The following is a 26,585-nucleotide window of genomic DNA, read 5'->3' on the forward strand; positions in this document are numbered from 1 at the left end:
AAATGGCTTACCTGAACAGAATATAAATTATCATAGCAACATTGTAGCAAAAAATGCTATCGTCATGACCTGATAGGCTAAAGCGCTTATTAGTGATGATAAGCGTTAATAAGCGCAGGCTTTAACCAGCATAACATATAGAATCTCACCACGATCGAAAGGTAATCAGTCACCCATGAGTATGTCGTTTGGATTGGCGACCACGCTAAATACCTCGCAAAAGCTAACCCCGCAAATGCAGCAAGCCATCAAATTGCTGCAGCTCTCTAGTCTTGAGCTTGCGCAGGAGGTACAGGCAAAGCTTGATAGCAATCCTTTGCTAGAGCGTGTGGAAGAGGATGAAGATGACTATGTTGATTGTGATGGTTACGACAGTCATAATGGCGAGCCGTTAACATTAGATAGTTGGAATCAAAATGCTAGCGTTGATTCGTTTGCTAAATCTACCCATTCTTCAGATGATGGTTTTGATTATGAAGACAATAGCAGTGATGCCAATATAAGTGATGAATACAGTGGCGATAGCCTAGATAAGTTGCAGCAAGCCAGTTTTGATGATGAAGCAATCGACAACCATACCGTAGAGGGCGACGATTATAGCGGTTCTGGCAGCGGTAATTATGCCTCTGCCGCGATAGGTTCAGAGAGTCTTTCATCTCATTCGGCTAACGGCAACAATGAAGACTTTGATAGCTATCAGGGCAGTACCAGCGCTACCATTCAAGACCATGTACGCTGGCAGCTGAACTTTAAGCGCCTCTCCGAAACAGATACACTTATCGCCGAATATCTCATGGATTCTATGGATGAAATGGGCTTTATACGCCTTGATATCGATGAGTTGTTACAAAGCTTTGATACCATTGCCAGCTTTTATCAATGGGACGAGCGCGTCGAGTACGATGAGGTCATGGCGGTACTGCGCATTATCCAATCGTGCGATCCGCTTGGCGTTGGCGCACGCAACCTCAATGAGTGCTTAGCGCTGCAATTGTCCAAGCTTGATACGAATACAAAGTATCTTAAAGAAGCCCAAGCGCTTCTCTCAGCCAGTGAGCATTTGGTCAGCAATAATATCAAAGCCTTGACTGAACTCACCGGCCTTGCGCCTGAACAAATTACTCCAGCGCTTAACCTGCTACGTACGTTAAATCCATCACCCGGCCTACTATTTCAAAGCAGTCAGCCCGATTATATGCAGCCGTCAGAAAGCTACGATATTCCTGATGTATTAGTCACGCCGATTCGCCGCCACAATAGCAATCACACCACTGATAACAAAAATGGAAACGACACGACTGCGCAAATAGATGGCTGGCAAGTGCGCCTCAATCCTGAAACCTTGCCTAAATTGCAGGTCAATCAAGAATATGCCAATTTGGTCAAACGTGGCGATGACAGTCCTGACAATCAATATCTGCGCGAAAATCTCACCGATGCGCGCCTGTTTATTCGCAGTATCGAAGAGCGCAATCAAAACCTTTTAAAAGTAGCAACCAGTATCGTACGCTACCAGCAAGAGTTTTTGCAACATGGCGCCACTGCCATGCAGCCCTTGATTTTAAAAGCGATTGCCGAAGAAGTTGATTTGCACGAATCGACTGTCTCGCGCCTGACTACGAGCAAAACCATTTTGACGCCCCAAGGGTTGTTTTCCCTGAAGCATTTCTTCTCATCTCACGTCAGTAGTAGTGACGGAGACATCTCCTCGACCGCCATCAGCGCCATGATTAAACAGCTTATCGCAGATGAAGACCCGAAAAAGCCATTATCTGATAGCCGCATAAAAGATTCTTTATTTGCAGAAGGCATTGATATCGCCAGACGAACGGTAGCCAAATATCGTGAAGCAATGAATATCGGATCATCCACTCAGCGCAAACAAAAATATTAAATGTTGTCATTCAACGACTTATAAATGTCATACCGCCAGAATTAAGCCAATTCAAACGTAAATAAAAAATAAAATTTTTTGATTATATAGAAACATTTATGAAACATCATTTTTTATTACATTTACTTACAATTTGATGGCTTGCTACTCTTTGGTTTTCATGACAAATTAGAGTCATACCAACAACGAAAACCAAGTATTGGTTTGGCCGATTTAGTTAATTTAACAAATGATAAAAATGTATTTTAATTTTTTATTTTAATAAAGGAGTAGAAGAATAAAGCAGTTAGCGAATAGAAAATGACAAGCCAAACTTTATGATAAGAAAGGTACTGGATGAATTATTGGTAAGGCAGCATGACAAAAGCTATAAAGCTAACTCACTGCTGATTGTACGTAATAATATAAGCAATAATAAAAGGACGATAATATGAATGTTTCTATCAGTGGTCACCATATCAGTGTTACCGAAGCCATGGACAACGCCGTTCGCGAAAAGCTTGTAAAAGTAGAACGTCATTTCGATCAGATTCAAAGTATTCAGGTAAAATTATCGCTAGATAATAGCGGCTCAAGTGAAGGTGGGAAAAAAACCCATAAAGCCGAAGCGATTATGCGAGTTGCAGGTCAAGAAATGTTCGTCCAAGCCTGCGAAGACGATATGTATAAAGCCATTAATGAGATGGCAGACAAGCTTGATAGACAAGTACGTAAATATAAAACCCGTCAGGATCGTAAGAAAACTCAAGGTCCAGGGCGCGATGAACGCTACGAAGAGCTGACAGTTGATGATGCAGCACCTGTCATGTAATGGGTTCGTCACTGCTCTAAGTAGTATTCACTACAGCAACCGATCTACATAGTAGCTGACTTTATTATTATGACTGTTTGATAAATATAGCCTATAAGATAATTATTATAATTGGCGTATTTACTAAGTAATCATATTGGAATGATAGCTCGTAAAGTTGCTTTATTTGTTAAGAGCACGACAAATAAAAAAGACCTCAACGTATCAACGTAAGAGGTCTTTTTTATTGCTTAATTTTTATCCATGAAAAAATTAGCGGGCTAATATTCGCTTAACCACCACCAACTGCTTGTACCACTTCTATATTCATACCTTCAACAATACGCATTTTATCAAGCTCACTTTTTGGAATAAGTTCACCATCGATTTCAACCGCATAGCGGCCTTTACTAAGTCCAAGCTCATTGACGACCATTTGGACGGTTTGATGCGTGGTCTGCAATTTTTTACCATTAACACTAATATCACTCATAATATGTGCTCCCTAAAAGCTAATAATCCTTTGTTACTCATCCATTGACCCATTTTGTTATTCAACTTAAGCAGTATGGCCTAAGCGAAATGTCGAGACAGCAAGCCATAGCCAACCGGCAATCATCAGCATACCACCGATAGGGGTAATCGCTCCAAGCCAGCGCGGTGCCCCAAGCGTCATGGCATATAAACTGCCCGCAAAAATAAGTGCGCCGATTTGTAGCAGCCATGCTGTGGTTTGGGTCGTATAATTAAGGCGAATAAGAATACCAACGAGCAATAATCCAAGCCCGTGTACAAACCAATATAGAGTTGCCGTCTGCCACCATTCAAGCTGCTGGATACTGACCGAATTTTTAAGCCCATGAGCGCCAAACGCGCCCAAGGCGACGGCGATAGCCATATTAATAGCGGCGATACTTATCCAATTTAGCATGGTAAAACTCGTGTTATAAATAGGATTGTTATCATAGGTAAGTTTTAACTAACAAACTAAAGCTTATTGGATATCATCGGGCAAAATAACGCTATCGATGGTCATGGCTTCACGGATTTTATCCATGGCGTTTTTTTCGATTTGGCGTACGCGCTCTGCTGAGATAGAGTAAACCGCTGCTAGCTCATGTAAGGTTGATTTCTGCTCAGAAAGCCAGCGCTGTTCAACGATATCGCGTGAACGGTCATCTAGCGTATCCATTGCTGCTAGCAGAGCCGATGAATTGTTCTCTTCCCAGTCATCCTCTTCAACCATTTCTGCAGGGTCGATACCATCTTCTAAAAACAGCTGCGGCGCGTAGCGACCATCGTCATCATCGCTCGATTGCGCTTCAAACGACGCATCATACGAGGTCAGGCGCGACTCCATTTCTAGCACTTGTTTACGTGTTACATTTAAATCGTTGGCAATGGCATCGGCTTCTTCGAGCGTTAATTGGTTGTTGGTCTTTTTCAGGCTGCGTAAGTTAAAGAATAATTTACGGTGCGCTTTAGTGGTCGCAACTTTGACAATACGCCAGTTACGAATGACGAATTCGTGAATCTCAGCCTTAATCCAATGCACGGCAAAGGATACCAAACGCACGCCTTTATTAGGATCAAAGCGTTTAACCGCTTTCATCAAGCCCAAGTTGCCTTCTTGGATTAAATCGGCTTGCGGCAGACCATAGCCTGAGTAGCTACGGGCAATATGAATCACAAAGCGTAAATGCGACATAACCAGCAGACGCGCCGCTTCAACATCGCCCTCATCATAATAGCGGTGAGCAAGTTCTTGCTCTTGAGTCGGTGTCAAAATCGGAATCTGATGCACGGTATTAATATAAGCACCTAGATTTACGCCAGGCGCCGATAAATGTGTTGGCATAGCAGGCACTAAGTCACGGGTACGTGTATCGCCAAGTGCGCTCGCATCGTAAGGCGGACGCGCCGCAGCGGCTTTCAAGGCCGCATCGCGTGCTTCGTTTTTTTCAGGTGCTGCGCTGTCTTTTTTACGGGTATTTGCAGCGTTATTAGAAGTATTAGCCATATTCTTGACCTTGGTTAAATAGATAAGCAATGAGTCAGATAAAAATCTTATAGTTATAATTGTAAAGGATAGCGCCGCTTAGTTGCTATCAGTTTTGGTAATGATGAAGTGATATATTGTATCAACAGCAGTACTGGTTTTTGTTCCTAGCATTTTGTCGCTACTTGCCGCTGTTGCTTGATTGATAAGCAATAATAAGGGATTTGCTGTGCCTGTTTGCTGGCTCTGCTGACAAAAAGCGCTGATATCAGCTTGTGAGTTTGGGTCCGTGGCAACGACATATAGCGATTCACCAACCGCTACTTCTCGTAGCGCCACTTTAGTTTTTAATAGCGGCATAGGGCAGGCAAGACCGCGCCCATCGACCATATTTTTAATTATGATTGGCTGTCTTTGCTCTGCGCTATCCGTCGAGTTAAGATTTTCTACTAAGTTAAGAGTATCTGCTGGCAATAAATCGAGCAGCTGCGTTATCGATTGTTGCTGCGCGTCAGATACGGTTTCGACAAAACAAATAGGATATGAGTCTCGTACAATGACAGATTGGTTATCAGTAGACATAAAATAAACCTTTAAAATATCAATGTTTGAGAAAGTATCACTTGTAGTCCATGGATAACAAGCGCTTACCACGACCTACTATTATAGCAAATTGCCACTACTCAATTGCAGTTGAATATAGTTATCATAATCATTGGTCAATCAGTATATCTAATAACAACCGGGCGATAGGATAAACTTTACATTTAATACTTCGCTTTATAACGCTTAAGTTTACACAAGCATGTTGCACAAGCGTGACGCGTGGCAGCGTTATTGGTAGCCAGATGCAGACGGCAATTGACCTTAACTAAACAAGCTCGTATAGTCAAAAAGACGTTAGGATTACTCGGATAGGATACGCACTTGTATTATTTTCATAGACCAGCATTGCTTAAAAAATCGCTGTTTAAAAGAACGCTAAAAACGTTAACAGGCGTTTTTGTACTAAAGGTGGGTATATCGGCTACCTTGCTGGCACTGGCCACTACTGCCAATAGTGCTGGCACGCAAGTCGCGCCATTTACTTACGGTTCCTGGCAGACGTCAAGTGCTGAAGAATTAGATTTACCCAATTTGCGCGGGCAGGGGCTAAGCTTTGCTGAGCAATATGAAAATAAACTGCTTGGGGAGTGGTCATTAAGAAACATCAATAGTCGCGCGAAGATGGAGCACGACCCTTGGATTTATGAAACCATAAAAGAGATGACGTGGCGGCTAAATGCGCAAGCTCGCCAGCAAGCGCCGCTAGGTTTGGTTATCATTGATAACCCTAGTATCAATGCTTTTGCAGCGCCCGGCGGGGTAATTGGGCTCAATACTGGAACGATACTGGCGGCAAGCAGCATGGATGAGCTTGCCAGCGTCGTTGCTCACGAGGTGGCTCATATTAGCCAGCACCATTATGAGAGCGGCGCGGATGAGCGCAAAAAAGCCTTGCTGATGCAAATAGGCGGCATGCTGGCAGCGATTGCAGCCTCAGCGGTCGATGGCGATGCGGCGGCGGCAGTCATGATGGGCAGCCAAACCGCTACCATGAATAGCAGCATGGCTTTTAGCCGTAGTAATGAGCGTGATGCCGACCGTGTGGGCATGCAAATCATGAACCAAGCGGGTTACGATCCACGCGCCATGCCGCGCTTTTTTGCAACCATGAATCAAAAAAGCCAATTGAACCAAACCGCCAATCAATTCCTGCCCAGTTTTGTGCGCTCGCATCCTTTGAGTAATGAGCGTTTAAGCGAATCGCAAAGCCGCGCCCAGCGTTATGATGCTCTGCCTTTATCCAAGCAGCAGCGCCATCAAGCGTTGTTTGATTTGCTCTATTGGCGCACGCAAAGCACCGGCGAGCATGTCTCTGAAACCGCGTTGACGACCGCCGCAAAAAATAGTGTTGGCGCAAAATTGGCGCTGATGTATTGGTATGGCGAGCAGCAGCGTTTTGGCGAGGCCAATGAGATATATACCGAGCTGTCAGCGCTACCCGCAGCCCAGCGGCAAGTATTGGAACCCTTATTGTCCATAACCCAAAGTCAAATTCTCACTGAGCAAAATAAATGGCAACAAGCGGCGGAACTGCTTGAGAGTCAGCAGCGCTTATATCCTGAACGCCGCGACTTGCGTCTTTATTTAGCGGAAGCGCTGACCAATAGCAATCAGCCAGCCAAGGCGCAAGCACTGCTTAAGCCCTTGACCGAGCAGCAGCCAAGTGACCGCTATGCATGGCAAAGCTTGCAACTGGCCAATGAAAAAATCGCCAAAACTACCGAGTCGCCGCAACTGGCAAAAATCGCCACCATCAATGCGCTGCGTTATCGCAGTCATGACCAGCTGTGGAGCGGACATTATGAGCGCGCGCTGACTTCCTTAACGCAAGCCAAGCAATTGACCGAGCAAATGCAAAAAACCGCGCAAGCGAGCAGCGCCCGACCGTTACTTGCCAGTATTAATGCGGAAATCAAAGCGGTAAAAACCGCCAAAGACTTTAAGCCTTAGGCGGTTGTTTGCTAGCTTGGGTCGATACGCAGATTAAGAATATATAACTTTTTTTAACTTCACTTAACCTTGCAGAGCATCTTTTACCAATTTAGAGATTAATGCAGGGTCAGCACGGCCTGCGGTTTTATTCTTTAACACCCCCATCACGCTGCCCATATCGCGCATTGAGGTGGCGCCTTGCTCTTTGATTTCGGCATTGACCAAAGCGGCAAGCTCGGCATCATCCATTTGTTTTGGCATAAACTCATTAATAATATCAATCTCGAACTGCTCTTTACTGGCCAAATCATCGCGGCCATTTTCGGTAAAGATAGACAAGGACTCATGACGCTGTTTGAGCTGCTTTTGTAGCACTTCTAACACTTGCGCATCATCAAGCTCGGTTTGGCGATCAATCTCAATCTGCTTGACCACAGATTGGACGTTGCGCAACACTTTGACGCGTTCAAGCTCGCGCGCTTTCATAGAGGTTTTGATGGTGTCAGATAATGTCTGTTTAAGTTGGCTCATTGTTATTATTCCTTATAAGTATGGGTAAAATAGTTTTTGGTAAGTGTTAAATAAAAATATGCTGAGCATTTATCAGCAGCAATAACAAAAATTGTAGCATAAAAAACGCCACTGTTATTCATCGATAACAGTGGCGTTAGTGTAGCGCTGGTAGGTAGCTAATCGTATTGGTGATTAGTACATACGAGTGGTACGAATAGTTTCGCGTTGTAATTTTTTCTTATAACGCTTTACAGCAGCGGCTTTTTTGCGCTTGCGTACTTGCGTTGGTTTTTCATAAAATTCACGCTTACGTACGTCTGATAGAACGCCGGCTTTTTCACAAGCACGTTTGAAACGACGGATAGCGATGTCAACTGGTTCGTTTTCTTTAACCTTAACTGCAGGCATGAAATCTCCTTGATTAGGATGAGATATAAGGGCATTAGTTTGGCTGTGTATTAGTATTTAGCCGTAATATCTCAAGATTATCGGCATCAGCTCAAACTAGGATAGTCTTGCGCACTAGCACAAGGGCGCTTATTTTAATCAAAAACTGCAGTAAAGTCAAAGGCTTTAGCGTATTTATGTAAGATAAGGGCTTAAATAGAGGTCAAATAATAGACAATAAAATTTAATTACACCGTACAAATATAATAAGATTTAACTGAAGGCGTGAGTATTAATATTTTTAATAATCTTTTAACAAATAATCAATAAATTGTGGACAAAACAGCTGTTTAGCAATAACGGCTTATATGGAGTCTATGGTATCCTATCCTATCCTATACTCAGTCTGTCGCTCATATTTAAGCTGCTTTAAATTTCAAGATTTAGCTATTGAAACTAGACGCTTAAAAATATGCCGAGATAGACGTTACAAGGCTTTTATAGCTATTATTTTGAGGATTTTTGAATGAAAAATGGCATGAAGAAAACAACGATTGGTACTGCATTGTGGGCGACATTGTTTCTGACGATGGGCGTCAGTCTAAGTGCTTGTAGCACTGACAAGGAAGAAGCGAGCACTGAATCAGGTGAAGTCTTAGCAAAAGATAAAGTCGATGAAGCTTCAGAACTTGCACGTGCAAACGCACCTGAAGCAGAAGATATGGACTTCCCAGAAACAGCGCCGATGCCTGCTGCTGACACGGCAGAAGGGACAGAAGAGGGTGCTACGGGTACTGACACTGCAGTAGCAGAAGATGGCGCAGCGACAGATGCGGCAGGAGATATGGCTACTACAAGTACTGATACAGAAGCGGCTACTACTGATAGTGCCATGGCGACAAATACCGATGCGGCCGCTACGACTACTGATACGACTGAGCCTGCAACGAACTAATAGTATTTAGTAGCTATGAGTAATTAAGTAAGTAAGCCGCATGCTCATTTCATAATAGCGATTCATCATTGCCAGCGATGACTATTAATATGCCAGCTACGATATTTAAGTTTATATTAACAAACTATAGATGAAGGATTAACTATGACTATGCAGCAAAATACAATGAAGAAAAAATCCGTTGCTAAATTGGCGCTCACAAGCCTAAGCTTAAGTGCACTTTTGGCATTGAGCGCTTGTAGTGGCGGCGACAATACAGCGGCTGAAGAGCCAGCTACTACCAATGAAACTGAAACGGTGGCTATAGAACCTGAAGCGCCTGTAACAGAAACCGAAGTGGTCACCCCTGAGCCTGCGGTTGAAGCAGAGCCTACGGAAGTACCTGTCGTAGAGGCTGAACCTGAAGCTGCTGCTGAACCAGAAGTGTTGGCGGCCGATGCTGGTGCTCAGCTGTACGAAAAGCAGTGTAAAGTTTGCCATGAGAATGGTTTGCTTGACGCACCGAAATTTGGTGATAAAGAAGCTTGGGCACCGCACCTTGCCAAAGACATAGAAACGTTACACATGCATTCTGCTAAAGGCTTTAATAAAATGCCTGCGCAAGCGGTTGGAGACGTCACTGAAGCACAAGTTCATGCCGCAGTTGATTATATGGTTGCTGCCGCTCGCTAATATTACGTATTGAAATTTGCTAGAATGACCGCCATTGTAAGCTAACAGTGGCGGTTTTTTATTAATGCTACAAAGCAAATATAAAGGCACATAGATGAAAGTATTGGGTTTAGAGACCTCCTGTGATGAAACAGGTCTGGCGATTTTTGATAGCGAGCAGATAGATAGCAATAATAAAGGCTTGCTTGGGCAAGTGCTGTATTCACAGATAGAGCTGCATGCACTTTATGGCGGAGTAGTGCCTGAGCTTGCCAGCCGCGACCATATTCGTAAGCTGGTACCGTTATTCAACGAATTGCTAGAGCAGTGCGATATCACTAAAAATGAGATTGATGCGATTGCTTATACCAAAGGGCCGGGACTTATAGGGGCGCTGATGACGGGCGCATTATTTGGACGTAGCTTGGCTTATGGCTTGGATGTGCCAGCGATTGGCGTTCACCATATGGAAGGACACCTGTTAGCGCCTTTGATGGGAGCGAATCCGCCAGCGTTTCCATTTGTCTCCTTACTGGTTTCTGGTGGTCATACTTTGCTGATTGCCGCATATGGTATCGGGCAATATGAAATCCTTGGTGAGTCTATCGATGACGCGGCGGGTGAATGTTTTGATAAAGCGGCTAAAATGCTTGGTCTGCCATACCCTGGTGGACCAAATATTGCCAAATTGGCAGAAAATGGCAAACAAAATGCCTATGACTTACCGCGCCCGATGCTACATCGCGGTTTAGATTTTTCCTTCAGCGGTATGAAAACGGCGGTGCATAATCTTATCAAGGACACTGATGGCTCCGACAGCGATCCAAAAGTGCGCGCCGATATTGCGGCAAGCTTTCAACATGCAGTAGTTGATACCTTGGTGAAAAAATGCGTCAAGGCACTGAAACAAGTCGAGATGAGCCGCTTGGTGATAGCTGGCGGCGTCAGTGCCAATAGCCATTTGCGTGAGACATTAGAGCGCGAGCTTGCTAAAATCAATGCTAGCGTTCATTATGCGCCGCCAGCCTTATGTACCGATAATGGGGCGATGATTGCTTATGCCGGTTACGAGCGCCTGCAAGCCGGTCAGGCAGATGATTTGGCTGTTAGCTGCGTCCCGCGTTGGCCGATGACCGAGCTGCCTGCGCTATTATAAATGCTATCTTATACTTAACCTATTAAACTTTATCTTACTCAAGGATAGCTTATGCAATGGCTTGCAATTGGATTAGGTGCTGCCATTGGTGCTTGCCTGCGCGGCTGGTTGGCACGTTTTAATCCGCTGCATAGCTGGATACCGCTCGGTACGCTTGGCGCCAATGTCTTAGGTGGACTTTTAATAGGATTAGCATTAGTTTGGTTTGAGCGTATTGGTAGCGGCTTGTCTCCCAATGTCAGGTTGTTTGTCATAACTGGTTTTTTGGGTGGACTGACGACTTTTAGTACCTTTAGTGCTGAAGTATTTACTTTTATTAATGAAGGGCGCTTGCTGGCAGGTTTGAGCTTAGTGTGGTTACATGTGGGACTGACATTACTGGCAACGGCAATTGGGTTTTATTTCTTTAAATTGGTTTTGTAATAATAAAAATGTCGCAATAAAAAAGAGCCATATTAATTTTTAATACGGCTCTTTTTTAAACAACTTTTTAAAAAAAGCACTAGCTATACCGGTTTTACAATCCCTTCTAATAGACTGGCGAACCCTTGCATATAAGCCATATCTTGGCTTGCGGTGCGCGTCGCTGCATAGAGCTGACAGTAGACGCCACTGCCTAATGGGCGTGAAACTACCCAACCTTTTTTCTCATACTCGCTTACCACCCAATCAGGCAGTGCCGCCACCCCGCGCTCGCTAGCAACCAATTGAATTAGCATCGCCGTGAGCTCGGTGGTACGAATCGCTTTAAAACTGACCTCTTCTGGGGTCATAAAATTGGCAATGATATCGAGGCGCTTAGCTTCTACCGGATAGGCAATCAAGGTTTCAGCAACCAAGTCTTGGGCATGAATAAATGGTTGCTCAGCCAAGTCGTGAGTCGGCGACAGCACCAAACGGCTCTCGTATTCAAACAAAGGCTGATAACTGATGCCCTCTATAGGTAAATTACTGGTGGTAATCAATAAATCGATATCACCTTCTTGCAGTAAATGATGTGGCTCAGGCTCAAAACCAGTGGCAAAATCCAGCTCAACATCTGACCATTCGCGACGATAGTGATTGAGAATCGGCATCAACCAATCGAAGCAGCTGTGACATTCAGACGCAAGGCGCAATCTGCCTGCCTGCCCATGTGCCAAGCGCTTTAAGTTGGCTTTGGTGCGCGTGACCTGCGGCAGGATGCTATCAGCCAGCGCCAATACTGTTTTGCCCGCTGGGGTAAAGGTCAGCGGACGCGTGCGCCGATTGACCAAGCTAATATCGTAGTAATTTTCCAATTCTTTTAACTGATGGGAGACCGCAGAGGCGGTGACATGCAGCTCATCGGCAGCAGCGGCCAATGAGCCATGGGCTCGCAGCGCAGTTAGTGTATTAAGATGACGGAGCTCTAGCATAAAATAACCTAACCACTGACGTTAAAGAAATAGGAAAATAGGTGTTTAGAATCTTGAAAAATCATAGGCGCTTTTTGCCTAAAATTACATTGCCATTATTTTACCGTAAAAATTAAAACTAGCGCCGACGCAGCAGCAATTGTGAGATAACCACCAAAACTAATGAAGCGACCAATAAAATGGTCCCAATAGCATTGACCTCAGGTTTAAGTCCCACGCGCACCATAGAATAAATACGGAGCGGTAAAATCTCATAGCTAGGGCCGGTCACAAAGGTCGATACCACCACATCATCAAGCGATAAGGTAAAGGCAAGTAACCAGCCAGCCATCACCGCAGGAAAAATTACTGGAATCAACACCGTACGTACCATTGTTGATTCGCTAGCACCCAAATCTCGCGCTGCTTCCATCAAGCGCTCATCCAAACTACTTAAGCGCGCAAACACAGTGATAACGACAAACGGTAGGCAGAAAGTAATGTGCGCTAGTAATAGCGAGACAAAGCCAAGCTGCAATCCGATTAATAAAAACAGGGTCAATAGCGATATTGCTAGGACAATTTCAGGTGACATCATCAGCACAAATAACAGGCCATTGAGCAGCCCTTTACCGCGAAAGTCATAGCGATGCAGCGCAAGCGCCGTTAATGTACCGATAACGGTCGAAACCGTAGCCGCAACCAAGCCTAAAACAATAGAGTGCCAAAAGGCATCAAGCATCGCCTGATTATTCAGTAGCGACTCGTACCACTTTAAACTAAAGCCGCCCCAGTTATAACCAATTTTTGATTTATTAAATGACATTACCACCAAAACGATGATAGGCAGATATAATAAAATATAAATCAGACTGAGATAGCCTTTGGCGGCAATATTACCTAATTTGATAGAGCGTTTATTTTTAATTGGAGTACTATTCAGTGAACTATCAGACATTAGGCCACCTCGTTAAAATCAGTCTTGCCAATACGGCGGCTACTGGCACGATAAGCGAGTAATAATACCGCCATCGCAAGGGTCAATAGCACACTGGCGGCGGCACCAAATGGCCAATCACGCGCATCCAAAAACTGGTTTTTGATAATATTACCGACCAATAAGTTACGTGAGCCGCCCAAGATATCGGCGACATAAAACATCCCCATCGCTGGTAGTAGTACCAACAGCACCCCGGAGATAATCCCCGGTGTGGTTAAGGGTAATACCACGTGCCAAAAGGTTTGGCGCTTTGAAGCACCCAAATCTTGCGAGGCGAGCAGCATATCATCGCGCAAATCACTGAATACCGCATACAGCGGCAGCACCATAAACGGAAATAACAAATAGGTTAAACCGGCAATGACCGCGCCTTGGGTATATAAAATATCTATGGGCGCATCGATAATACCGATGGCTAATAAGGATTTATTAATCAAACCATTGCTGGCAAATAATAGTTTTAGCGCATAGGTGCGCACCAAAGAGTTGGTCCAAAATGGCAATATCAGCATGAGCATTAACAGTGGCTGCCAGCGTTTATCTACTCGAGAAACAAACCAAGCAAACGGGTAGCCAAGTAATAAGCAAATGACTGTGGTGATACCCGCCATCCATAATGAATGCACAAAAACGTCAAAATATAGCGGGTCAATCATGCGCACGTAGCTGTCGAGAGTGACCGGTAAACTAATAAAAGCGGTGCTATCACGGGTCAAAAAGCTGACGGCAATCACCAGTATATTTGGCAATAGCGCAAAGATGAGCAGCCAACCCCAAATTAGCCATAGCGTTGCGGTACGAAAAGGGCTTTTATTGCTCAAGTTTTTATGACTTGATTTTTTATTACCTACGTTAGGACGCGCCATTAGCTGATATCCTTTTGGGCAGCTAATTTACTAGGGCTATTGTTTATCCCGTTATCAATGCCGCTAGCAAGCGTATCTTCTTCTGGCAACACCCATTCCCAGCCATCGACCCACGATACTTTAACGCCTTCGTTAAGCTTATAATCAAAACTTGGGTCGTCTTCATCAAAGAACTCCGAGGCTTTAATAATATGGCCGTTGGTTAGCTCAATAATCGAGTCTAAGGTACTGCCTTTATAATTACTTTCAATCACCCGCCCCAGTAAGCCGCCATGTTCTTTATCATTGGGGTCATAAATGCGTAAATCTTCAGGGCGCAATAGTAAGTTAACGATATCACCAACTTGCACGTCATTGGCAAAGTCAGGGCGGCGCAGATTGCGTAAGGTCGTCGGCCCCTCTTGCGCTTGTGCTTCGCAGACCTCGACCTCAATACGGCCATTGGTCACGCGCCCATCACGATCGGGCTGCTCAGGGTAAACGCCTTTGACTTCCGCTTTAAACAAGTTGGTTTCACCGATAAATTTGGCGGTAAATAGATTGGCAGGGGTTTCATAAATCTCAATCGGCGTGCCAATTTGCTGAAATCTACCGTCTTTCATCACCGCAATGCGGTCCGACATCGACAGCGCTTCTTCTTGATCATGAGTGACAAAGACAAAGGTAATGCCAAGCTCGCGCTGCAGACGTTTAAGCTCAGATTGCATTTGCAAACGCAGCTTATGATCGAGCGCCGATAATGGCTCGTCGAGCAATAATAGCTTAGGACGATTAATCACCGCGCGCGCAATCGCTACGCGCTGCTGCTGACCTCCGGATAAATCTTGCGGTCTGCGATTGGCCAAATGCTCAAGCTGTACCATCGCCAGCATCTCACGTACCCGCGTTTGTATCTCATCTTTTGGCACTTTTTTGAGTTTAAGCCCATAAGCGACGTTTTGCGCCACCGTCATATGTGGAAATAACGCATATTGCTGAAACACAGTATTGACCGGACGCTTATCCGCTGGCAAGCCTGCCATTTGTATGCCATCAAGATAAATCGCCCCTGCATTTGGCTGCTCAAAACCCGCAATTAAGCGCAGCAAAGTCGTCTTACCGCAGCCTGATGGCCCAAGCAAGGTGATAAATTCGCCATGTTCAATATCAAGGTTAATATCCTTTAACACTTCGGTTTGATCATAAATTTTTTGGAGACCAGTCAGTTGCAGCAGCGCCTTGTCACTATTAGGCGACAAAGGCGTGGTTTGCAGGTTTACATTCGTTTCGGTCATAAGGTTGATTCCTAAAACACCAAATGCGCAGCAGCACTAAAATAGTAGATACTGGCAGCAATTTGCATGTTGTTAAGTCTGGCGATAAGCGTTGGCTATATATACAATCTGGTTGCTGGGTATTATAACAAACCCTTGTTATAAGTCAGTGCAAGTTCGTTATCGGTTGGTTTAGGTCGTTAAAAAAATAATGAGCTAAATGCTTGGCTGCCAATTTCTTGCCTTGCAATGCTTTTGCTTGCAATGCTTCCTTCATACAATAAAGAATTTTTACCGTTTTTCTGTCTTGCTTGCGCTACAATAATTTTGTGTATGCTAAATACAAGGATATTTGCAATAGCAAACGGCTAAGTTTAAGAGATAAGCTTAAAAGATAAGCATAGCTGAAAGCTGTATCTTAAAGTAGAAAACAGAATGCTAGCGCAATTTATAATTTAAACCATTTTGATAAACAAGGACCCCTTATGCCTAACAGTAACCGCCCAAAAACTGGACAAGAAGCACTGGCACTACTCAAAGAAGGTAATGTACGCTACGTAGAAAGTCTGACCAGCACTGACCCTTGCATGCAAAAACGTCCTGAGCTGATCAGTGACCAAGATCCATTAGCGATTATTTTGGGTTGCTCGGACGCCCGTGTCCCAGTTGAGATTGTGTTTGACCAAGGTTTGGGCGATTTGTTTGTCATACGCGTGGCGGGTAATGTGGTTGCGCCATCTCAAATCGGTTCGATTGAATTTGCGGCAGAAAAATTTGGCACCAAACTGGTGGTAGTGCTTGGGCATTCGCATTGCGGAGCGGTGACCGCTTGCGTCGATGCGCTGATCAATCCTGAGCAAAACTATTCGCCAAATTTACAATCAATCGTCGATCGTATTCGCCCAAGTGTTTACAACTTGCATGAGCTGGCAACGGCCAACGGTCAAGACGTCGATGCGGATGAATTGGTCGATCGCTCTATTCGTGCCAATGTGCGCATGTCGGTCAGCCAATTAAAGCATGGTTCGCGCGCCCTAGAAGACTTAACCAGTAGCGGTCAGCTACTCGTCGTTGGCGCTGAATACAATTTAGAGACTGGAAAAGTACGCTTTTTAGATACTTAATAGCTATTTATCATTAAACGTTCGGAATGGTGGATACGATTTGATTTTGCACGTACCCGTTATCAATGATTTATAATGGATAAATGACGATTAAAATACTTAGATATTGGAAAAATTATGACGGATTTAAAAAATTTAGATGCTAATAAAGACAGTATCACTCAGCCTGAGAGCAGCGTAAAAGCAGAAGGCGTGCAGCCAATTTCAGCGCAGACGGCAGGTTATACTTTTAACCACACCATGCTACGCGTCAAAGACCCAGCCAAATCGTTGGCCTTTTATACGGGTATTTTGGGCATGACGTTACTGGCGGTAAAAAAGTTCCCTACGATGGGGTTTGATTTATATTTCTTGGCCAAGTTGACTGACAGCGAGCGGGAAAATTTGCCAGCGGGTGACGACTTAGAAATTTTTGCCTTCCGTCAGCGCGGTATTTTAGAGCTGACTCATAACTACGGTACCGAAACCCAAGCGGACTTTAGTTACCATGATGGCAATGGTGAACCACAAGGCTTTGGTCATATCTGCTTTAGTGTGCCAAGTCTTGACGAAGCGGTTGCTTGGTTTGATAAAAACAACGTCGAGTTTAAAAAACGTCCAGAAGACGGCAGTATGAAAAATATCGCCTTTATCAAAGACGTTGATGGTTACTGGATTGAAATCGTCCAAGCCGACTTAATGGGTTAAACAAGTTACTCTTTAACCAATAAAAAAGCCGCTATATGAACAATAGCGGCTTTTTTATATTTGAAAGCGAATACTCGTTAGTCTTTTTTCACTTTAAAATCGGTATGGCATGATTTGCAGCTGTCACCGACTTGTCCAAGCGCAGGTAAAACTTGATCGACACTGGTTGCATTTTGTGCCGCTGCATTTAGGTTGGCAGTGGCTTTTCGGAAGTCATCAGCTTCAGCGCGGAAACCGTCAACGTTGCTCCAAACCGCTTCAGTAGCATTACCTGTGGCCTCTTGGTTTTCAAAGTGGCTCCAAGGATTGGCAGAGTCTTTTGCTAAAAATGCCGCTTGTTCTTTAAAGACTTCGGCATCAAAGGTATCAGGCGCTTCAGCCATATCGCCCATGATACCCATCGCATCGCCCCAGCTTTTCATGGTGTCTTGACGCGCTTTGACGTCAGGGTCAACTGGTGTACTACAAGCTGTTAGACCTAAGGCGGCTGCCATCAACGTTACGCCGACGATAGACTTGAATGATTTATTATTAGAAACCTGTGCCATCTGTATTGCTCCTTTATACGTGGCTAATAAAAAGGTGCCGAAGCACTTGCATGCTCGCCACCTGTTATATTGCTACTATGAATTGAATATTATGTGGTTGTTCTAAATGTTAAAGACAGCTAAGTTCTGGTCTTTTACCATATAGCCTGTTAAACCAACATGACTTTAAATCTATAACGCTTTAAACCCATATTGCTATTAATTAAACCTCAACAGGCTAAAATAAAGTAGGATAATAAAGTACCTTTTTGTAATGTCATTTTGTAATGGCATTTTAATCAGCTATGAATGTTCGCCAAAGCGCGTTTTATAAGCTAAAAGTCAAAATGCCCTGTTTAACAGTTTAGCTACTCTTAAATAAAAACAGTAAATAACAAAGGTCAGCAGTAACGCTGACCTTGATAGTGTTTTTCTGAAATTTTAAAGAGAGCAAATAGGCTGTTTATCCAAGAACCAAAACGCTGTCTGCGGCTTATTATGCCAATGAAGACTATAAAGTCAACCAATCACGCGGTTTTAGATAAAAATCGGTCAATTCAAACTCAGGCGTGCCGGGGGCAGGTTCAAAGCGATAATGCCAGCTGGCAAGCGGCGGCATACTGACTAAGATGGACTCAATGCGTCCATTACTTTGTAGTCCAAATAGAGTGCCACGGTCATAAACAAGGTTGTATTCGACGTAGCGTCCGCGGCGATAAAGCTGAAATTCACGTTGTGCTTCGGTATAAGGGGTGTTTTTACGCTGCTCAAAAATTGGCAATATACCTTCAAGATAACCATTACCGACCGCTTGCATAAATTTAAAGCAGGTATCAAAATCCCAACCGCGGCTCTCGGTATTGACGTCGTCATAAAATAGGCCGCCGATACCGCGCTGCTCATTACGATGGCGCAGATGGAAGTATTCGTCACACCATTGTTTAAAGTCAGGATAGACGCTGTCGCCAAACGGCGCGCACAGGTCGCGACAAACCTGATGCCAATGTACGCAGTCAGCAAGCACCGGATAAAACGGCGTCAAATCAAAACCGCCCCCAAACCACCAAATCGGGTCTTCGCCCTCGGCTTCAGCAACGAATAAACGCACGTTGGCATGGCTGGTTGGCACATTGGGGTTTTTAGGATGCACTACCAATGAAACGCCCATCGCTTGCGCTTTACGGCCAGCGATATCAGGATGCCGCGCAGTTGCGGAAGCGGGCAGGTTATGCACATGAATATGGCTAAACATCACGCCCGCTTTTTCAATCACTTCACCACCTGCGAGCACGCAAGAACGGCCGCCGCCGCCCTCAGGACGTTCCCAATCGTCAGGTACAAAGGTTGCCGGCTGATCATTGCTGCTGCCGTCGCGCTCTTGCGACTCTAACGCTTGGCAGATACGCGCTTGCAGATCCACCAAAAACTCACGCACGCGCGTGATGTCATTGTGGGTTGGCGTCACGGCAGAATTGGTCTCTGGCAAATTGTCATGATTGTCTATATTTGGTATGGTCATAAAATATCTAATTATTTACTATTTATTAAGGTGTAAGGCGGTATTGAAATCTTTATCGAGCAGATGGCCCATGCGGTCGCGTTTGGTCGCGAGATACTCAGCATTCATATCGTTCACCCCAACCAATAACGGCACGCGCTCGACGACATTAATACCATGCTCGGTTAAGTAAGCCACTTTATCGGGATTATTGGTAATCAGGCGCACGCTATCGACGCCGACATGAGCAAGCATCGGCCCGCACATATCATAAACGCGCGCATCAGCCGGTAAACCCAACATAAGATTGGCATCTAACGTATCATGCCCTTGATCTTGCAAGGCATAAGCACGGATTTTATTGGTCAAGCCAATGCCGCGTCCTTCTTGACGCAAGTATAATATCGCCCCGCAGCCGGTTTCTTGTATCGCCTGCATCGCGGTATTAAGCTGGGGACCGCAATCGCATTTTAATGAGCTAAAAGCATCACCCGTCAAGCATTCCGAATGAATGCGAATGAGCGGAATGAGCGCTTCTTTTGACGTCTGACTGTCTTCGATTGATGCCGTGTCCTGCTGATTTAAAACCTCAGTTTGATTGGCCACAGGTAAACCGACAGTAAGCATCACATGCTCTTGACCGTCTGCATTTTCAAAGATATGAATATCAAACTCGCCGTGACGAGTCGGTAGTTTGGCATTGGTGATAAATTGATATGACATTAATGTCCTGCATAAGCCGATCATCGTGACGCTAGCGGTCGGTTAAAGTTTTATAATAATAAAGGTGTGACATAAGCGCTGCTAACTAAAATAGCATACGAAAGCTGTTTGGTGGAAATACACACAAAGTTCACAGACGGCGCACGATGATTAAAGCGACAATTAAAAATAAATGCTATTATGCCATACTATTTTGACGGATACAGTGACAAGTCTTAGCCCTTGCATTACTATGTCGTCACTGTCGCCCAATATGCGCTCAATATGAAAGCAAAATTAGCAGGCGCTATAATATTTTATATGAGGACATAGTCTCATTTTAAAATGTCTATAAAATTGAAAGTTCTAAATTTTGAAAGTTTGTTTTATTTTAAATCGTTATTCACAGCTATTTTAAGCGCTGTATCAATAAACATATAGTCGATGACATTTGTTGATTTATAATGTCCGCACTATTATTAACGCCACTTAGATGCTAGCTAGCATTTAAGGTAGCATCTTGTTAGCAGATTGGTAGGTATCGTACGTTTTATGCAGCAGTCACCTCATTCCCCACAGTCTAAGTCATCATCTGCGTCAGCCATTGATTCTGCTGCATCGCTATCGCACCTGCAAAAAACTTATGCAGTGATTCCACGTGAGCGTCCGCATACGCCGCTACTTGATACAGTAGACGCCCCGATTGATTTAAAAGCGTTTAGCGAAAGTCAGCTCATTACCTTGGCGGATGAGCTACGGCTTTTTCTGCTTTATTCAGCTGGTCAAAGTGGCGGTCATTTCGGGGCCAATTTAGGCGTCATTGAGTTGACCATTGCCCTGCATTATCTGTTAGATGCGCCCCAAGATCAGATTGTTTGGGACGTCGGTCATCAGGCCTATGCCCATAAAGTGTTGACGGGTCGCCGTGAAAAGCTTGGTACTATTCGCGCAAAAGATGGTTTGACCGCTTTTCCAGAACGCGCCGAGTCGGTTTATGACACTTTTGGCGTTGGGCATTCATCGACGTCTATTTCGGCGGGTCTTGGCATGAGCCTGGCGCTACGCTATCAAGGCCGCGCGCAAACGGTTGCATGTATTATAGGTGATGGCGCAATGACCGGCGGCATGGCGTTTGAAGCGATGAATGACGCCGTCCAACAAGATGCGGATTTGCTGGTCATTTTAAACGACAACGACATGTCGATATCTTGCTCGATTGGTGGTTTTTCACGGCATTTAGCGACATTGTGGGAGTCAGGCTATCAGGTTGATATCTCTGATGCTGGCGAGCCAATATTATGCCAGCGTCCTGACATGCAAGCCTACGACCGCCGTAAACGTCATAACGAGCTGCGCGATGTGCCGCAATTAGAAGACAATCTATTTAAAGCCATTGGTTTTACTTATTTCGGTCCGTTTGATGGCCACAATATCCCTGAGCTACTGCGCGTACTATCGCTTGCCAAGCAATTAAAAGGCCCAGTGTTGGTGCATATCTATACCACCAAAGGTAAAGGGTTTGCGCCTGCTGAATTAGATCCAGTTGGCTATCATGCTATCAGTAGATTGCCTGCTGAAGATAGCGAGAAGAAAGCCCCAACCGATAGCTTAGCATCGAGTACACCGCTATTAAAATACTCGCAAGTCTTTGGTCAGTTCTTATGTGATAAAGCTGCTACTGACGAGAAATTGCTTGCCATTACCCCAGCCATGGAAGAAGGCTCGGGTATGATTGAGTTTGCCCGTCAATTTCCTAAGCGCTTTTTTGATGTAGCGATTGCTGAGCAACACGCGGTAACGTTAGCAGGCGGCATGGCGACCCAAGGCGTCAAACCAATCGTCGCCATTTATTCAACCTTTTTGCAGCGCGGTTACGATCAGCTCATTCATGATGTGGCGCTACAAAATCTTGATGTGATGTTTGCTATTGATCGCGCTGGTCTAGTTGGTGAAGATGGTGCTACCCATGCCGGTGTGTTTGATTTTGCCTTTTTACGCTGCGTACCGAATATGCTGATTGCCGCGCCAAAAGATGAAAACGAATGTTATCACTTGCTAAATACTTGCTATGAATATCAAGGCTGTACGGCTGTGCGCTATCCGCGCGGAGTTGGCGTTGGCGCGACGATTACTCAGCCCGCACAGGTTTTTTCCATTGGTAAAGCGGTAGTAGAGTCAGTTTTAGGTCAAGATAACGCACCTAATAAGTTGGCATTATTAGCCTTTGGTACCATGGTGGCGACGGCTCAGCAAGCGGCAGTAAGCCTGATTAACGATAATACAAAAACAGACTGCCAAGTACATGTGGTGAATATGCGCTGGGTGAAACCATTAGATACGCACTTGCTTGAAAGCTTAATCGAGCAAGGCGTTACCCATATCGCTACTTTAGAAGAGCATACGATTATGGGCGGCGCGGGCAGTGCAATCAATGAATATTTACTTAACGAATCAATAGCCTTTAAAAATAGCCGCCCAGTAATCTGTAATATTGGTATACCTGATCGCTTTATCGCTCATGGTTCGCCAACAGAACAAATGGCTGATTGTGGTCTGGATGTTGCAGGGGTCGTCAGCCAGCTGCAGCAATTGCTAAAATAAAATCCTATCACTCAAAAAAAATTGCTAAAATAGCAGATTGAAAAATAAAGCATTTTTGCTTAAACCTCGCCTACTTGCCGTAGGTGTGAATTATTTGACAACTTGGGCGGCACTACTGCTGGCAATCATTTATTTGGTTCGCTAGGCGGCGATGGTTTCATGAGTTATTAATCTGATTTAATTTTAAGCGGCTTTTATTTTTTGTACATTTTATCAGTCACATCTTTTAAGTAGTATTCATTCATCAAGCAAATAGGTTATTTATGGAACCCATGGTCGTTATCGCAGCGCGTGCTGCTGAAAAAGTCGGTAAAGAGATTTTATATGCGCATCAAAACCGCCACAAAATCGAGCTAGATATTGAGTCAAAAGGACTTGATGGTTTGGTCACGCGCATTGATCGTTTCAGTGAAGAGCTGACGATTGAGACTTTAAAAGCCAGCTATCCAAATCACTCGTTTTTGGGTGAAGAGTTTGGTATGCAAGAAGGTCGCGGTGAAGATGCGGATTGGTGCTGGATTATTGATCCGCTAGATGGCACTAAAAACTTCGTCCATGGCGTACCGCAGTTTTGTGTTTCTATCGCGGTGCAACATAAAGGCGTGACCCAGCACGGCGTCATCTATGACCCTGTGCGTGATGAGATGTTCTCGGCTAGCCGTGGTAAAGGCGCGCGTTTAAACAATCGCCGTATGCAAGTGAGCGAGCGTAAAACCATCGACGGCGGCCTATTTACCACCGGTCATCCGCTTGAGCGTAAACGCAATGGCGAAGTCATCTCTTATGCCAAGCAGCATTTTGAAAGCTTACAAAAAATCTCTGAAGCGGGCGGTCAAATTCGCCGTTTAGGCTCAGCCGCGCTAGATTTATGCTATGTAGCAGCTGGTCGTTTTGACGGTTATTTTGAGATGTCTATTAAGCCGTGGGATATTGCTGCTGGTGAGCTTATCGTGACCGAAGCACGCGGCGTGGTCGTTGACCATACAGGCGCGCACAACTCAATGACCTCAGGCTCTATCTTTGCTTGTAACGTTAAATTACTAAAACCGTTAATGCAAGTGGTTGTCCCAACGTGGGGCGATATTTTGTAGTTTTAACTTATTAAAGATTTAGAAAATTAATATTGAAAAAGCTGGTTCCATTATGGCGCCAGCTTTTATGGCGCCAGCTTTTTTGTTTTGCCGCTTTTCTTGTCATTACTTTTATCTGTCACCGTAATGCCTTGAAATTCAAGCTCTTTACTAGTGCGCTCTAATAGTTGCAACTCTTCTTCTATGAGGACGAGCATATCTTGTACATGCGGTAAAGCTTTACTGCAAGCGGTAATGCCAAATTCAATCTTATCCAAATAGCTGGCGAGAGTGATATTCATCGCTTGTCCATTGAATACAATCGATGCCGGATACAAAGATTGCAGACGCGCGCCGTTCCAATATAGCGGCTTTTCTGACCCAGGGACGTTGGAGATAATCAGGTTAAAGGCCTGTTTTTTCGGAAACAGCCCAGTTGCCAAATTGATACCTTCCCACGCATAAGAAATCACACTGTAATTGATAACCTGCGCTTGATTCATACGGCGGAAGCGGCGTTTGCCGTTATTCATACTGCGATGAATCAGCTCGATGCGGCTGAGTGGATCGTCTAAATGCGTGCCCAAATTGGCAAGAACAAATGACAACTGGTTGCCCGCCACACTATTATCGGTACGTAATGACATGGGTACAAAAGCAATCAAAGGCTTGCTTGGTAGCGAATCTATCGACAGGAGATAACGGCGAATAGCGCCAGCACAAACGGCAAGCACCACATCGTTTTTACTGATATTTAAGCGCTCAGCGATATCATTAAAGCGCTGTATCTCATAGGACTGCGCGGCGATGCGCCGCGAGGCTGAAATGCGTTTATTAAGCACACTCATCGGCGCTGCAAAGGTACTGACATAACTGTCATCACCGAAATTTTTTAAGTTATCGAGCAATTCTGTAAATACCGGTTTAATGGTTGATATTTGCTCTTTGATAATGCGCCGCGCCGAACGCTCTTTCGGCAAAATCGCATCGACTTGGTTACGATGACGTGCCATCAGTGACCAAATCGGTAGCGTCACCGGTTCGGTTGGCGATTGCGATAAGGATTTTTTGACCAAGCGCATGGCAGCGATGCCATCAACGATCGAATGATGGATTTTAAAATATAAGGCAAAACGTTCAGGCGCGCCTTCGCTTTCTGGCTCAATTCCTTCAATAACATGACATTCCCATAGCGGCATTGCCCGATCTAACAGGCGACCATGCTCTCTTGATACGTACATCAAAAGCTCGCGTACACGCGCGGGCTGTGGTAGCGCTACATGGTGCAAGTGATGCTCAACATCAAAGTGTTTGTCTTTTTTCCAAAATATCAAATGCTCAAGCACTTGGTTAAAAGGAAAGGTCGGCGGCACCTCAGAGTGCTGCATCTGCTTGACCAATTGACAAACAAAACTGCTGTCCGCATTTTCTGGCAATTCGAATAAAAATAGACCCCCAACATGCATGGGTTGTTTACGCGACTCAAGAAGTAAAAACAACTGGTCGACTGCTGTGAGAAGTCGCATAATAAATCCTTTTATGACGATGAATAAAAAATGGCAATAAACTAAATAAGTATTCAGTTAAACAAAGGTAAAGTGTAGTAAAATTAAAAAATATAGCAAAAAATTATTGAAAATTTAACAGTAGTTAGAAAAATATCTTAATATAAAAAGCATGGCGCACGGGATTTTTATTATTTCATTATGTGTTAAGCCATGCTTTTAAAGATTTAAGCTAGAAAATTCGCCCTGCAGGATTCAACTTGAAAAATCTAAGCTAAAAACTACTGAAAAAAGTAGCCGGTCTGCGGCGAACTGGCAGCGGCCATTTTGCGCATCGGCATACGACCTGCTAAGAACGCCTGACGCCCTGCCCATATAGCATGTTTCATGGCCTGCGCCATCAACACGGGATTTTGTGCATTGGCAATCGCTGAGTTCATCAGCACGCCATCACAACCAAGCTCCATCGCAATCGCGGCATCAGAAGCGGTACCGACGCCAGCATCAACCAATACGGGTACATTGGCATTTTCAATAATAAGGCTTAAGGTATGGCGATTAAGCAAACCAAGACCAGAACCAATCAAGCTACCAAGCGGCATGATCGCCACACAGCCCATGCTCTCTAATTCTTGAGCGACGATGGGGTCGTCAGAGGTATAAACCATGACTTCAAAACCATCATCGATTAGCACCTTGGCGGCTTTTAGAGTTTCCATCACGTTTGGATAAAGGGTTTTTTCATCGCCTAATACTTCTAGCTTCACCAGATTATGCCCGCCTAATAGCTCGCGAGCAAGCTTACACGTCCGAATCGCGGTTTCGGCATCAAAACAGCCTGCGGTATTGGGTAAGATGGTATATTTATCCGGTGAAATCACATCTAATAAATTTGGCTCATTGCTATTTTGACCAATATTGGTACGGCGAATAGCAACGGTGACAATCTCAGCTTCTGACGTGCCAATCGCCGCACCCGTCTCAGCCATGTCTTTATATTTACCAGTACCGACCAACAATCGAGAAGAGAATGTACGACTACCAACCGTAAAGGTATCATTCGATAAGGCATTTTGTGAAAATGATTGAACATTGGCAGGAGTATTTGCGGCTTGTGACATAAGGATAATCCTAATAGCGGGCTGACAAAAGTGACTAACGAGGTTATTAAGTTTGTTACTGTGTTTAATGAGAGTTTTTATTAAATAGTAGTAGAGGCAAAACGTAAATAGGCGTTATGTGGCCAAAGGCTTGCGATGTTAAATGCTAATAATATAACTGCTTTAAAAGCAAAGTCATAAATCCAAGCAAAGCCTTGCTACTTGCCTAAAACAAAATGTTATTATAACAAACTCATACGCGCTTACTGACAATCTTTACCCAGTTTAACGATTGTAGTGTTTTTTGGCATGTATTAGATTGTGTTTTCAAGACTGTTTTCAAAGTTATTTTATAAGCTGTTTTTTAAGTTCTTTTTTAAATTAACCACTCAC

Annotated in this window: 26 protein-coding genes; 11 read left to right on the forward strand and 15 right to left on the reverse strand. The window is 44.4% G+C overall.

Annotated elements, in window-relative coordinates:
• Nucleotides 1-175: 175 nt before the first annotated feature.
• Both A7325_RS07100 and hpf read left to right on the forward strand, forming a co-directional pair.
• Nucleotides 176-1,894: an RNA polymerase sigma-54 factor gene (locus A7325_RS07100; protein ID WP_068406282.1), complete on the forward strand. Its 1,719-nt coding sequence runs from the start codon at nt 176-178 to the stop codon at nt 1,892-1,894.
• A gap of 430 nt (nt 1,895-2,324) precedes the next feature.
• Complete coding sequence (hpf, locus tag A7325_RS07105; protein ID WP_068406286.1) at nt 2,325-2,705, forward strand: ribosome hibernation-promoting factor, HPF/YfiA family; 381 nt, start codon at nt 2,325-2,327, stop codon at nt 2,703-2,705.
• A 271-nt stretch (nt 2,706-2,976) separates the two neighbouring features.
• Here the strand turns inward: hpf and thiS are convergent, their stop codons facing one another.
• The 4 genes from thiS to A7325_RS07125 all read right to left on the reverse strand — a co-directional run bounded on the left by thiS (nt 2,977) and on the right by A7325_RS07125 (nt 5,265).
• Nucleotides 2,977-3,177, reverse strand: coding sequence for a sulfur carrier protein ThiS (thiS, locus tag A7325_RS07110; protein WP_068406290.1), 201 nt, complete (start codon nt 3,175-3,177; stop codon nt 2,977-2,979).
• Between the two features lie 66 nt (nt 3,178-3,243).
• Entirely contained in the window at nt 3,244-3,615 is a 372-nt protein-coding gene (locus A7325_RS07115; protein ID WP_068406292.1) for a DUF423 domain-containing protein, read from the reverse strand.
• 63 nt (nt 3,616-3,678) lie between these two features.
• The gene (rpoH, locus tag A7325_RS07120; RefSeq protein ID WP_197488882.1) at nt 3,679-4,542 is read right to left on the reverse strand and encodes an RNA polymerase sigma factor RpoH; all 864 of its coding nucleotides are present in this window, start codon (nt 4,540-4,542) and stop codon (nt 3,679-3,681) included.
• Nucleotides 4,543-4,782: 240 nt separating this feature from the next.
• Nucleotides 4,783-5,265, reverse strand: coding sequence for a sulfurtransferase TusA family protein (locus A7325_RS07125; protein WP_068406298.1), 483 nt, complete (start codon nt 5,263-5,265; stop codon nt 4,783-4,785).
• Nucleotides 5,266-5,697: 432 nt separating this feature from the next.
• On the opposite strand from A7325_RS07125, the gene A7325_RS07130 reads away from it, so the two are divergent.
• Nucleotides 5,698-7,239, forward strand: a complete 1,542-nt coding sequence (locus A7325_RS07130) for a M48 family metallopeptidase (RefSeq protein WP_227514957.1) — start codon at nt 5,698-5,700, stop codon at nt 7,237-7,239.
• A gap of 63 nt (nt 7,240-7,302) precedes the next feature.
• Here A7325_RS07130 and A7325_RS07135 read toward each other — a convergent pair whose 3' ends face one another.
• Both A7325_RS07135 and rpsU read right to left on the reverse strand, forming a co-directional pair.
• Nucleotides 7,303-7,752 (reverse strand): GatB/YqeY domain-containing protein, encoded by a 450-nt coding sequence (locus A7325_RS07135; RefSeq protein WP_068406303.1) that lies wholly within the window; start codon nt 7,750-7,752, stop codon nt 7,303-7,305.
• A 174-nt stretch (nt 7,753-7,926) separates the two neighbouring features.
• Nucleotides 7,927-8,142 carry a 30S ribosomal protein S21 gene (rpsU, locus tag A7325_RS07140; RefSeq protein WP_010195908.1) on the reverse strand — a complete coding sequence of 72 codons (216 nt, stop codon included), beginning with the start codon at nt 8,140-8,142 and terminating at the stop codon, nt 7,927-7,929.
• A gap of 505 nt (nt 8,143-8,647) precedes the next feature.
• Between rpsU and A7325_RS07145 the strand changes: the two genes are divergently transcribed.
• From A7325_RS07145 to crcB, 4 genes are all read left to right on the forward strand, one after another.
• Complete coding sequence (locus A7325_RS07145) at nt 8,648-9,076, forward strand: hypothetical protein (RefSeq protein ID WP_226928764.1); 429 nt, start codon at nt 8,648-8,650, stop codon at nt 9,074-9,076.
• 144 nt (nt 9,077-9,220) lie between these two features.
• Nucleotides 9,221-9,748, forward strand: a complete 528-nt coding sequence (locus tag A7325_RS07150; protein ID WP_068406307.1) for a c-type cytochrome — start codon at nt 9,221-9,223, stop codon at nt 9,746-9,748.
• A gap of 94 nt (nt 9,749-9,842) precedes the next feature.
• A complete protein-coding gene (gene tsaD, locus A7325_RS07155; protein ID WP_068406309.1) occupies nt 9,843-10,883 on the forward strand; it encodes a tRNA (adenosine(37)-N6)-threonylcarbamoyltransferase complex transferase subunit TsaD in 1,041 nt (346 codons plus the stop codon).
• A 51-nt stretch (nt 10,884-10,934) separates the two neighbouring features.
• On the forward strand, nt 10,935-11,306 hold the full coding sequence (crcB, locus tag A7325_RS07160; RefSeq protein ID WP_068406312.1) for a fluoride efflux transporter CrcB: 372 nt from the start codon (nt 10,935-10,937) through the stop codon (nt 11,304-11,306).
• A gap of 83 nt (nt 11,307-11,389) precedes the next feature.
• Here crcB and A7325_RS07165 read toward each other — a convergent pair whose 3' ends face one another.
• From A7325_RS07165 to potA, 4 genes are all read right to left on the reverse strand, one after another.
• Entirely contained in the window at nt 11,390-12,280 is an 891-nt protein-coding gene (locus tag A7325_RS07165) for a LysR family transcriptional regulator (protein ID WP_068406314.1), read from the reverse strand.
• 118 nt (nt 12,281-12,398) lie between these two features.
• Nucleotides 12,399-13,217, reverse strand: coding sequence for a spermidine/putrescine ABC transporter permease PotC (gene potC, locus A7325_RS07170; protein ID WP_082894333.1), 819 nt, complete (start codon nt 13,215-13,217; stop codon nt 12,399-12,401).
• A complete protein-coding gene (gene potB, locus A7325_RS07175; protein ID WP_068406315.1) occupies nt 13,217-14,125 on the reverse strand; it encodes a spermidine/putrescine ABC transporter permease PotB in 909 nt (302 codons plus the stop codon). The genes potC and potB overlap by 1 nt, the downstream gene beginning before the upstream one ends.
• A complete protein-coding gene (gene potA / locus A7325_RS07180; RefSeq protein ID WP_082894334.1) occupies nt 14,125-15,399 on the reverse strand; it encodes a spermidine/putrescine ABC transporter ATP-binding protein PotA in 1,275 nt (424 codons plus the stop codon). Before potA ends, potB begins: the two co-directional genes overlap by 1 nt.
• 464 nt (nt 15,400-15,863) lie before the next feature.
• On the opposite strand from potA, the gene A7325_RS07185 reads away from it, so the two are divergent.
• A complete protein-coding gene (locus tag A7325_RS07185) occupies nt 15,864-16,502 on the forward strand; it encodes a carbonic anhydrase (protein ID WP_068406318.1) in 639 nt (212 codons plus the stop codon).
• 117 nt (nt 16,503-16,619) lie between these two features.
• A complete protein-coding gene (gene gloA, locus A7325_RS07190; protein WP_068406321.1) occupies nt 16,620-17,189 on the forward strand; it encodes a lactoylglutathione lyase in 570 nt (189 codons plus the stop codon).
• A gap of 77 nt (nt 17,190-17,266) precedes the next feature.
• Here the strand turns inward: gloA and A7325_RS07195 are convergent, their stop codons facing one another.
• From A7325_RS07195 to ribA, 3 genes are all read right to left on the reverse strand, one after another.
• Nucleotides 17,267-17,737, reverse strand: a complete 471-nt coding sequence (locus A7325_RS07195; protein ID WP_068406323.1) for a c-type cytochrome — start codon at nt 17,735-17,737, stop codon at nt 17,267-17,269.
• A 490-nt stretch (nt 17,738-18,227) separates the two neighbouring features.
• Nucleotides 18,228-19,235: an oxygen-dependent coproporphyrinogen oxidase gene (hemF, locus tag A7325_RS07200; RefSeq protein WP_068406326.1), complete on the reverse strand. Its 1,008-nt coding sequence runs from the start codon at nt 19,233-19,235 to the stop codon at nt 18,228-18,230.
• An 18-nt stretch (nt 19,236-19,253) separates the two neighbouring features.
• Nucleotides 19,254-19,937 carry a GTP cyclohydrolase II gene (gene ribA / locus A7325_RS07205; RefSeq protein ID WP_068406328.1) on the reverse strand — a complete coding sequence of 228 codons (684 nt, stop codon included), beginning with the start codon at nt 19,935-19,937 and terminating at the stop codon, nt 19,254-19,256.
• Nucleotides 19,938-20,468: 531 nt separating this feature from the next.
• Here ribA and dxs point away from each other — a divergent pair.
• Nucleotides 20,469-22,517: a 1-deoxy-D-xylulose-5-phosphate synthase gene (gene dxs, locus A7325_RS07210; protein ID WP_082894335.1), complete on the forward strand. Its 2,049-nt coding sequence runs from the start codon at nt 20,469-20,471 to the stop codon at nt 22,515-22,517.
• Between the two features lie 263 nt (nt 22,518-22,780).
• Nucleotides 22,781-23,608, forward strand: coding sequence for an inositol monophosphatase family protein (locus A7325_RS07215; protein ID WP_068406329.1), 828 nt, complete (start codon nt 22,781-22,783; stop codon nt 23,606-23,608).
• Between the two features lie 65 nt (nt 23,609-23,673).
• Here A7325_RS07215 and A7325_RS07220 read toward each other — a convergent pair whose 3' ends face one another.
• Entirely contained in the window at nt 23,674-25,113 is a 1,440-nt protein-coding gene (locus A7325_RS07220; RefSeq protein WP_068406332.1) for a WS/DGAT/MGAT family O-acyltransferase, read from the reverse strand.
• A 260-nt stretch (nt 25,114-25,373) separates the two neighbouring features.
• On the reverse strand, nt 25,374-26,213 hold the full coding sequence (locus A7325_RS07225) for a thiazole synthase (protein ID WP_082894336.1): 840 nt from the start codon (nt 26,211-26,213) through the stop codon (nt 25,374-25,376).
• Nucleotides 26,214-26,585 lie beyond the last annotated feature (372 nt).

The organism is Psychrobacter sp. SHUES1 (genome assembly GCF_001652315.1).
GTDB classification, from domain to species: Bacteria; Pseudomonadota; Gammaproteobacteria; order Pseudomonadales; family Moraxellaceae; genus Psychrobacter; species Psychrobacter faecalis.

What these genes read in the sequence shown, in the direction of transcription:
- A7325_RS07100 (WP_068406282.1), top strand. Translation starts at nt 176, where the DNA reads ATGAGTATGTCGTTTGGATTGGCGACCACGCTAAATACCTCGCAAAAG.
- hpf (WP_068406286.1), top strand. Translation starts at nt 2,325, where the DNA reads ATGAATGTTTCTATCAGTGGTCACCATATCAGTGTTACCGAAGCCATG.
- thiS (WP_068406290.1), bottom strand. Translation starts at nt 3,177, where the DNA reads ATGAGTGATATTAGTGTTAATGGTAAAAAATTGCAGACCACGCATCAA.
- A7325_RS07115 (WP_068406292.1), bottom strand. Translation starts at nt 3,615, where the DNA reads ATGCTAAATTGGATAAGTATCGCCGCTATTAATATGGCTATCGCCGTC.
- rpoH (WP_197488882.1), bottom strand. Translation starts at nt 4,542, where the DNA reads ATGCCAACACATTTATCGGCGCCTGGCGTAAATCTAGGTGCTTATATT.
- A7325_RS07125 (WP_068406298.1), bottom strand. Translation starts at nt 5,265, where the DNA reads ATGTCTACTGATAACCAATCTGTCATTGTACGAGACTCATATCCTATT.
- A7325_RS07135 (WP_068406303.1), bottom strand. Translation starts at nt 7,752, where the DNA reads ATGAGCCAACTTAAACAGACATTATCTGACACCATCAAAACCTCTATG.
- rpsU (WP_010195908.1), bottom strand. Translation starts at nt 8,142, where the DNA reads ATGCCTGCAGTTAAGGTTAAAGAAAACGAACCAGTTGACATCGCTATC.
- A7325_RS07145 (WP_226928764.1), top strand. Translation starts at nt 8,648, where the DNA reads ATGAAAAATGGCATGAAGAAAACAACGATTGGTACTGCATTGTGGGCG.
- A7325_RS07150 (WP_068406307.1), top strand. Translation starts at nt 9,221, where the DNA reads ATGACTATGCAGCAAAATACAATGAAGAAAAAATCCGTTGCTAAATTG.
- tsaD (WP_068406309.1), top strand. Translation starts at nt 9,843, where the DNA reads ATGAAAGTATTGGGTTTAGAGACCTCCTGTGATGAAACAGGTCTGGCG.
- crcB (WP_068406312.1), top strand. Translation starts at nt 10,935, where the DNA reads ATGCAATGGCTTGCAATTGGATTAGGTGCTGCCATTGGTGCTTGCCTG.
- A7325_RS07165 (WP_068406314.1), bottom strand. Translation starts at nt 12,280, where the DNA reads ATGCTAGAGCTCCGTCATCTTAATACACTAACTGCGCTGCGAGCCCAT.
- potC (WP_082894333.1), bottom strand. Translation starts at nt 13,217, where the DNA reads ATGTCTGATAGTTCACTGAATAGTACTCCAATTAAAAATAAACGCTCT.
- potB (WP_068406315.1), bottom strand. Translation starts at nt 14,125, where the DNA reads ATGGCGCGTCCTAACGTAGGTAATAAAAAATCAAGTCATAAAAACTTG.
- potA (WP_082894334.1), bottom strand. Translation starts at nt 15,399, where the DNA reads ATGACCGAAACGAATGTAAACCTGCAAACCACGCCTTTGTCGCCTAAT.
- A7325_RS07185 (WP_068406318.1), top strand. Translation starts at nt 15,864, where the DNA reads ATGCCTAACAGTAACCGCCCAAAAACTGGACAAGAAGCACTGGCACTA.
- gloA (WP_068406321.1), top strand. Translation starts at nt 16,620, where the DNA reads ATGACGGATTTAAAAAATTTAGATGCTAATAAAGACAGTATCACTCAG.
- A7325_RS07195 (WP_068406323.1), bottom strand. Translation starts at nt 17,737, where the DNA reads ATGGCACAGGTTTCTAATAATAAATCATTCAAGTCTATCGTCGGCGTA.
- hemF (WP_068406326.1), bottom strand. Translation starts at nt 19,235, where the DNA reads ATGACCATACCAAATATAGACAATCATGACAATTTGCCAGAGACCAAT.
- ribA (WP_068406328.1), bottom strand. Translation starts at nt 19,937, where the DNA reads ATGTCATATCAATTTATCACCAATGCCAAACTACCGACTCGTCACGGC.
- dxs (WP_082894335.1), top strand. Translation starts at nt 20,469, where the DNA reads ATGCAGCAGTCACCTCATTCCCCACAGTCTAAGTCATCATCTGCGTCA.
- A7325_RS07215 (WP_068406329.1), top strand. Translation starts at nt 22,781, where the DNA reads ATGGAACCCATGGTCGTTATCGCAGCGCGTGCTGCTGAAAAAGTCGGT.
- A7325_RS07220 (WP_068406332.1), bottom strand. Translation starts at nt 25,113, where the DNA reads ATGCGACTTCTCACAGCAGTCGACCAGTTGTTTTTACTTCTTGAGTCG.
- A7325_RS07225 (WP_082894336.1), bottom strand. Translation starts at nt 26,213, where the DNA reads ATGTCACAAGCCGCAAATACTCCTGCCAATGTTCAATCATTTTCACAA.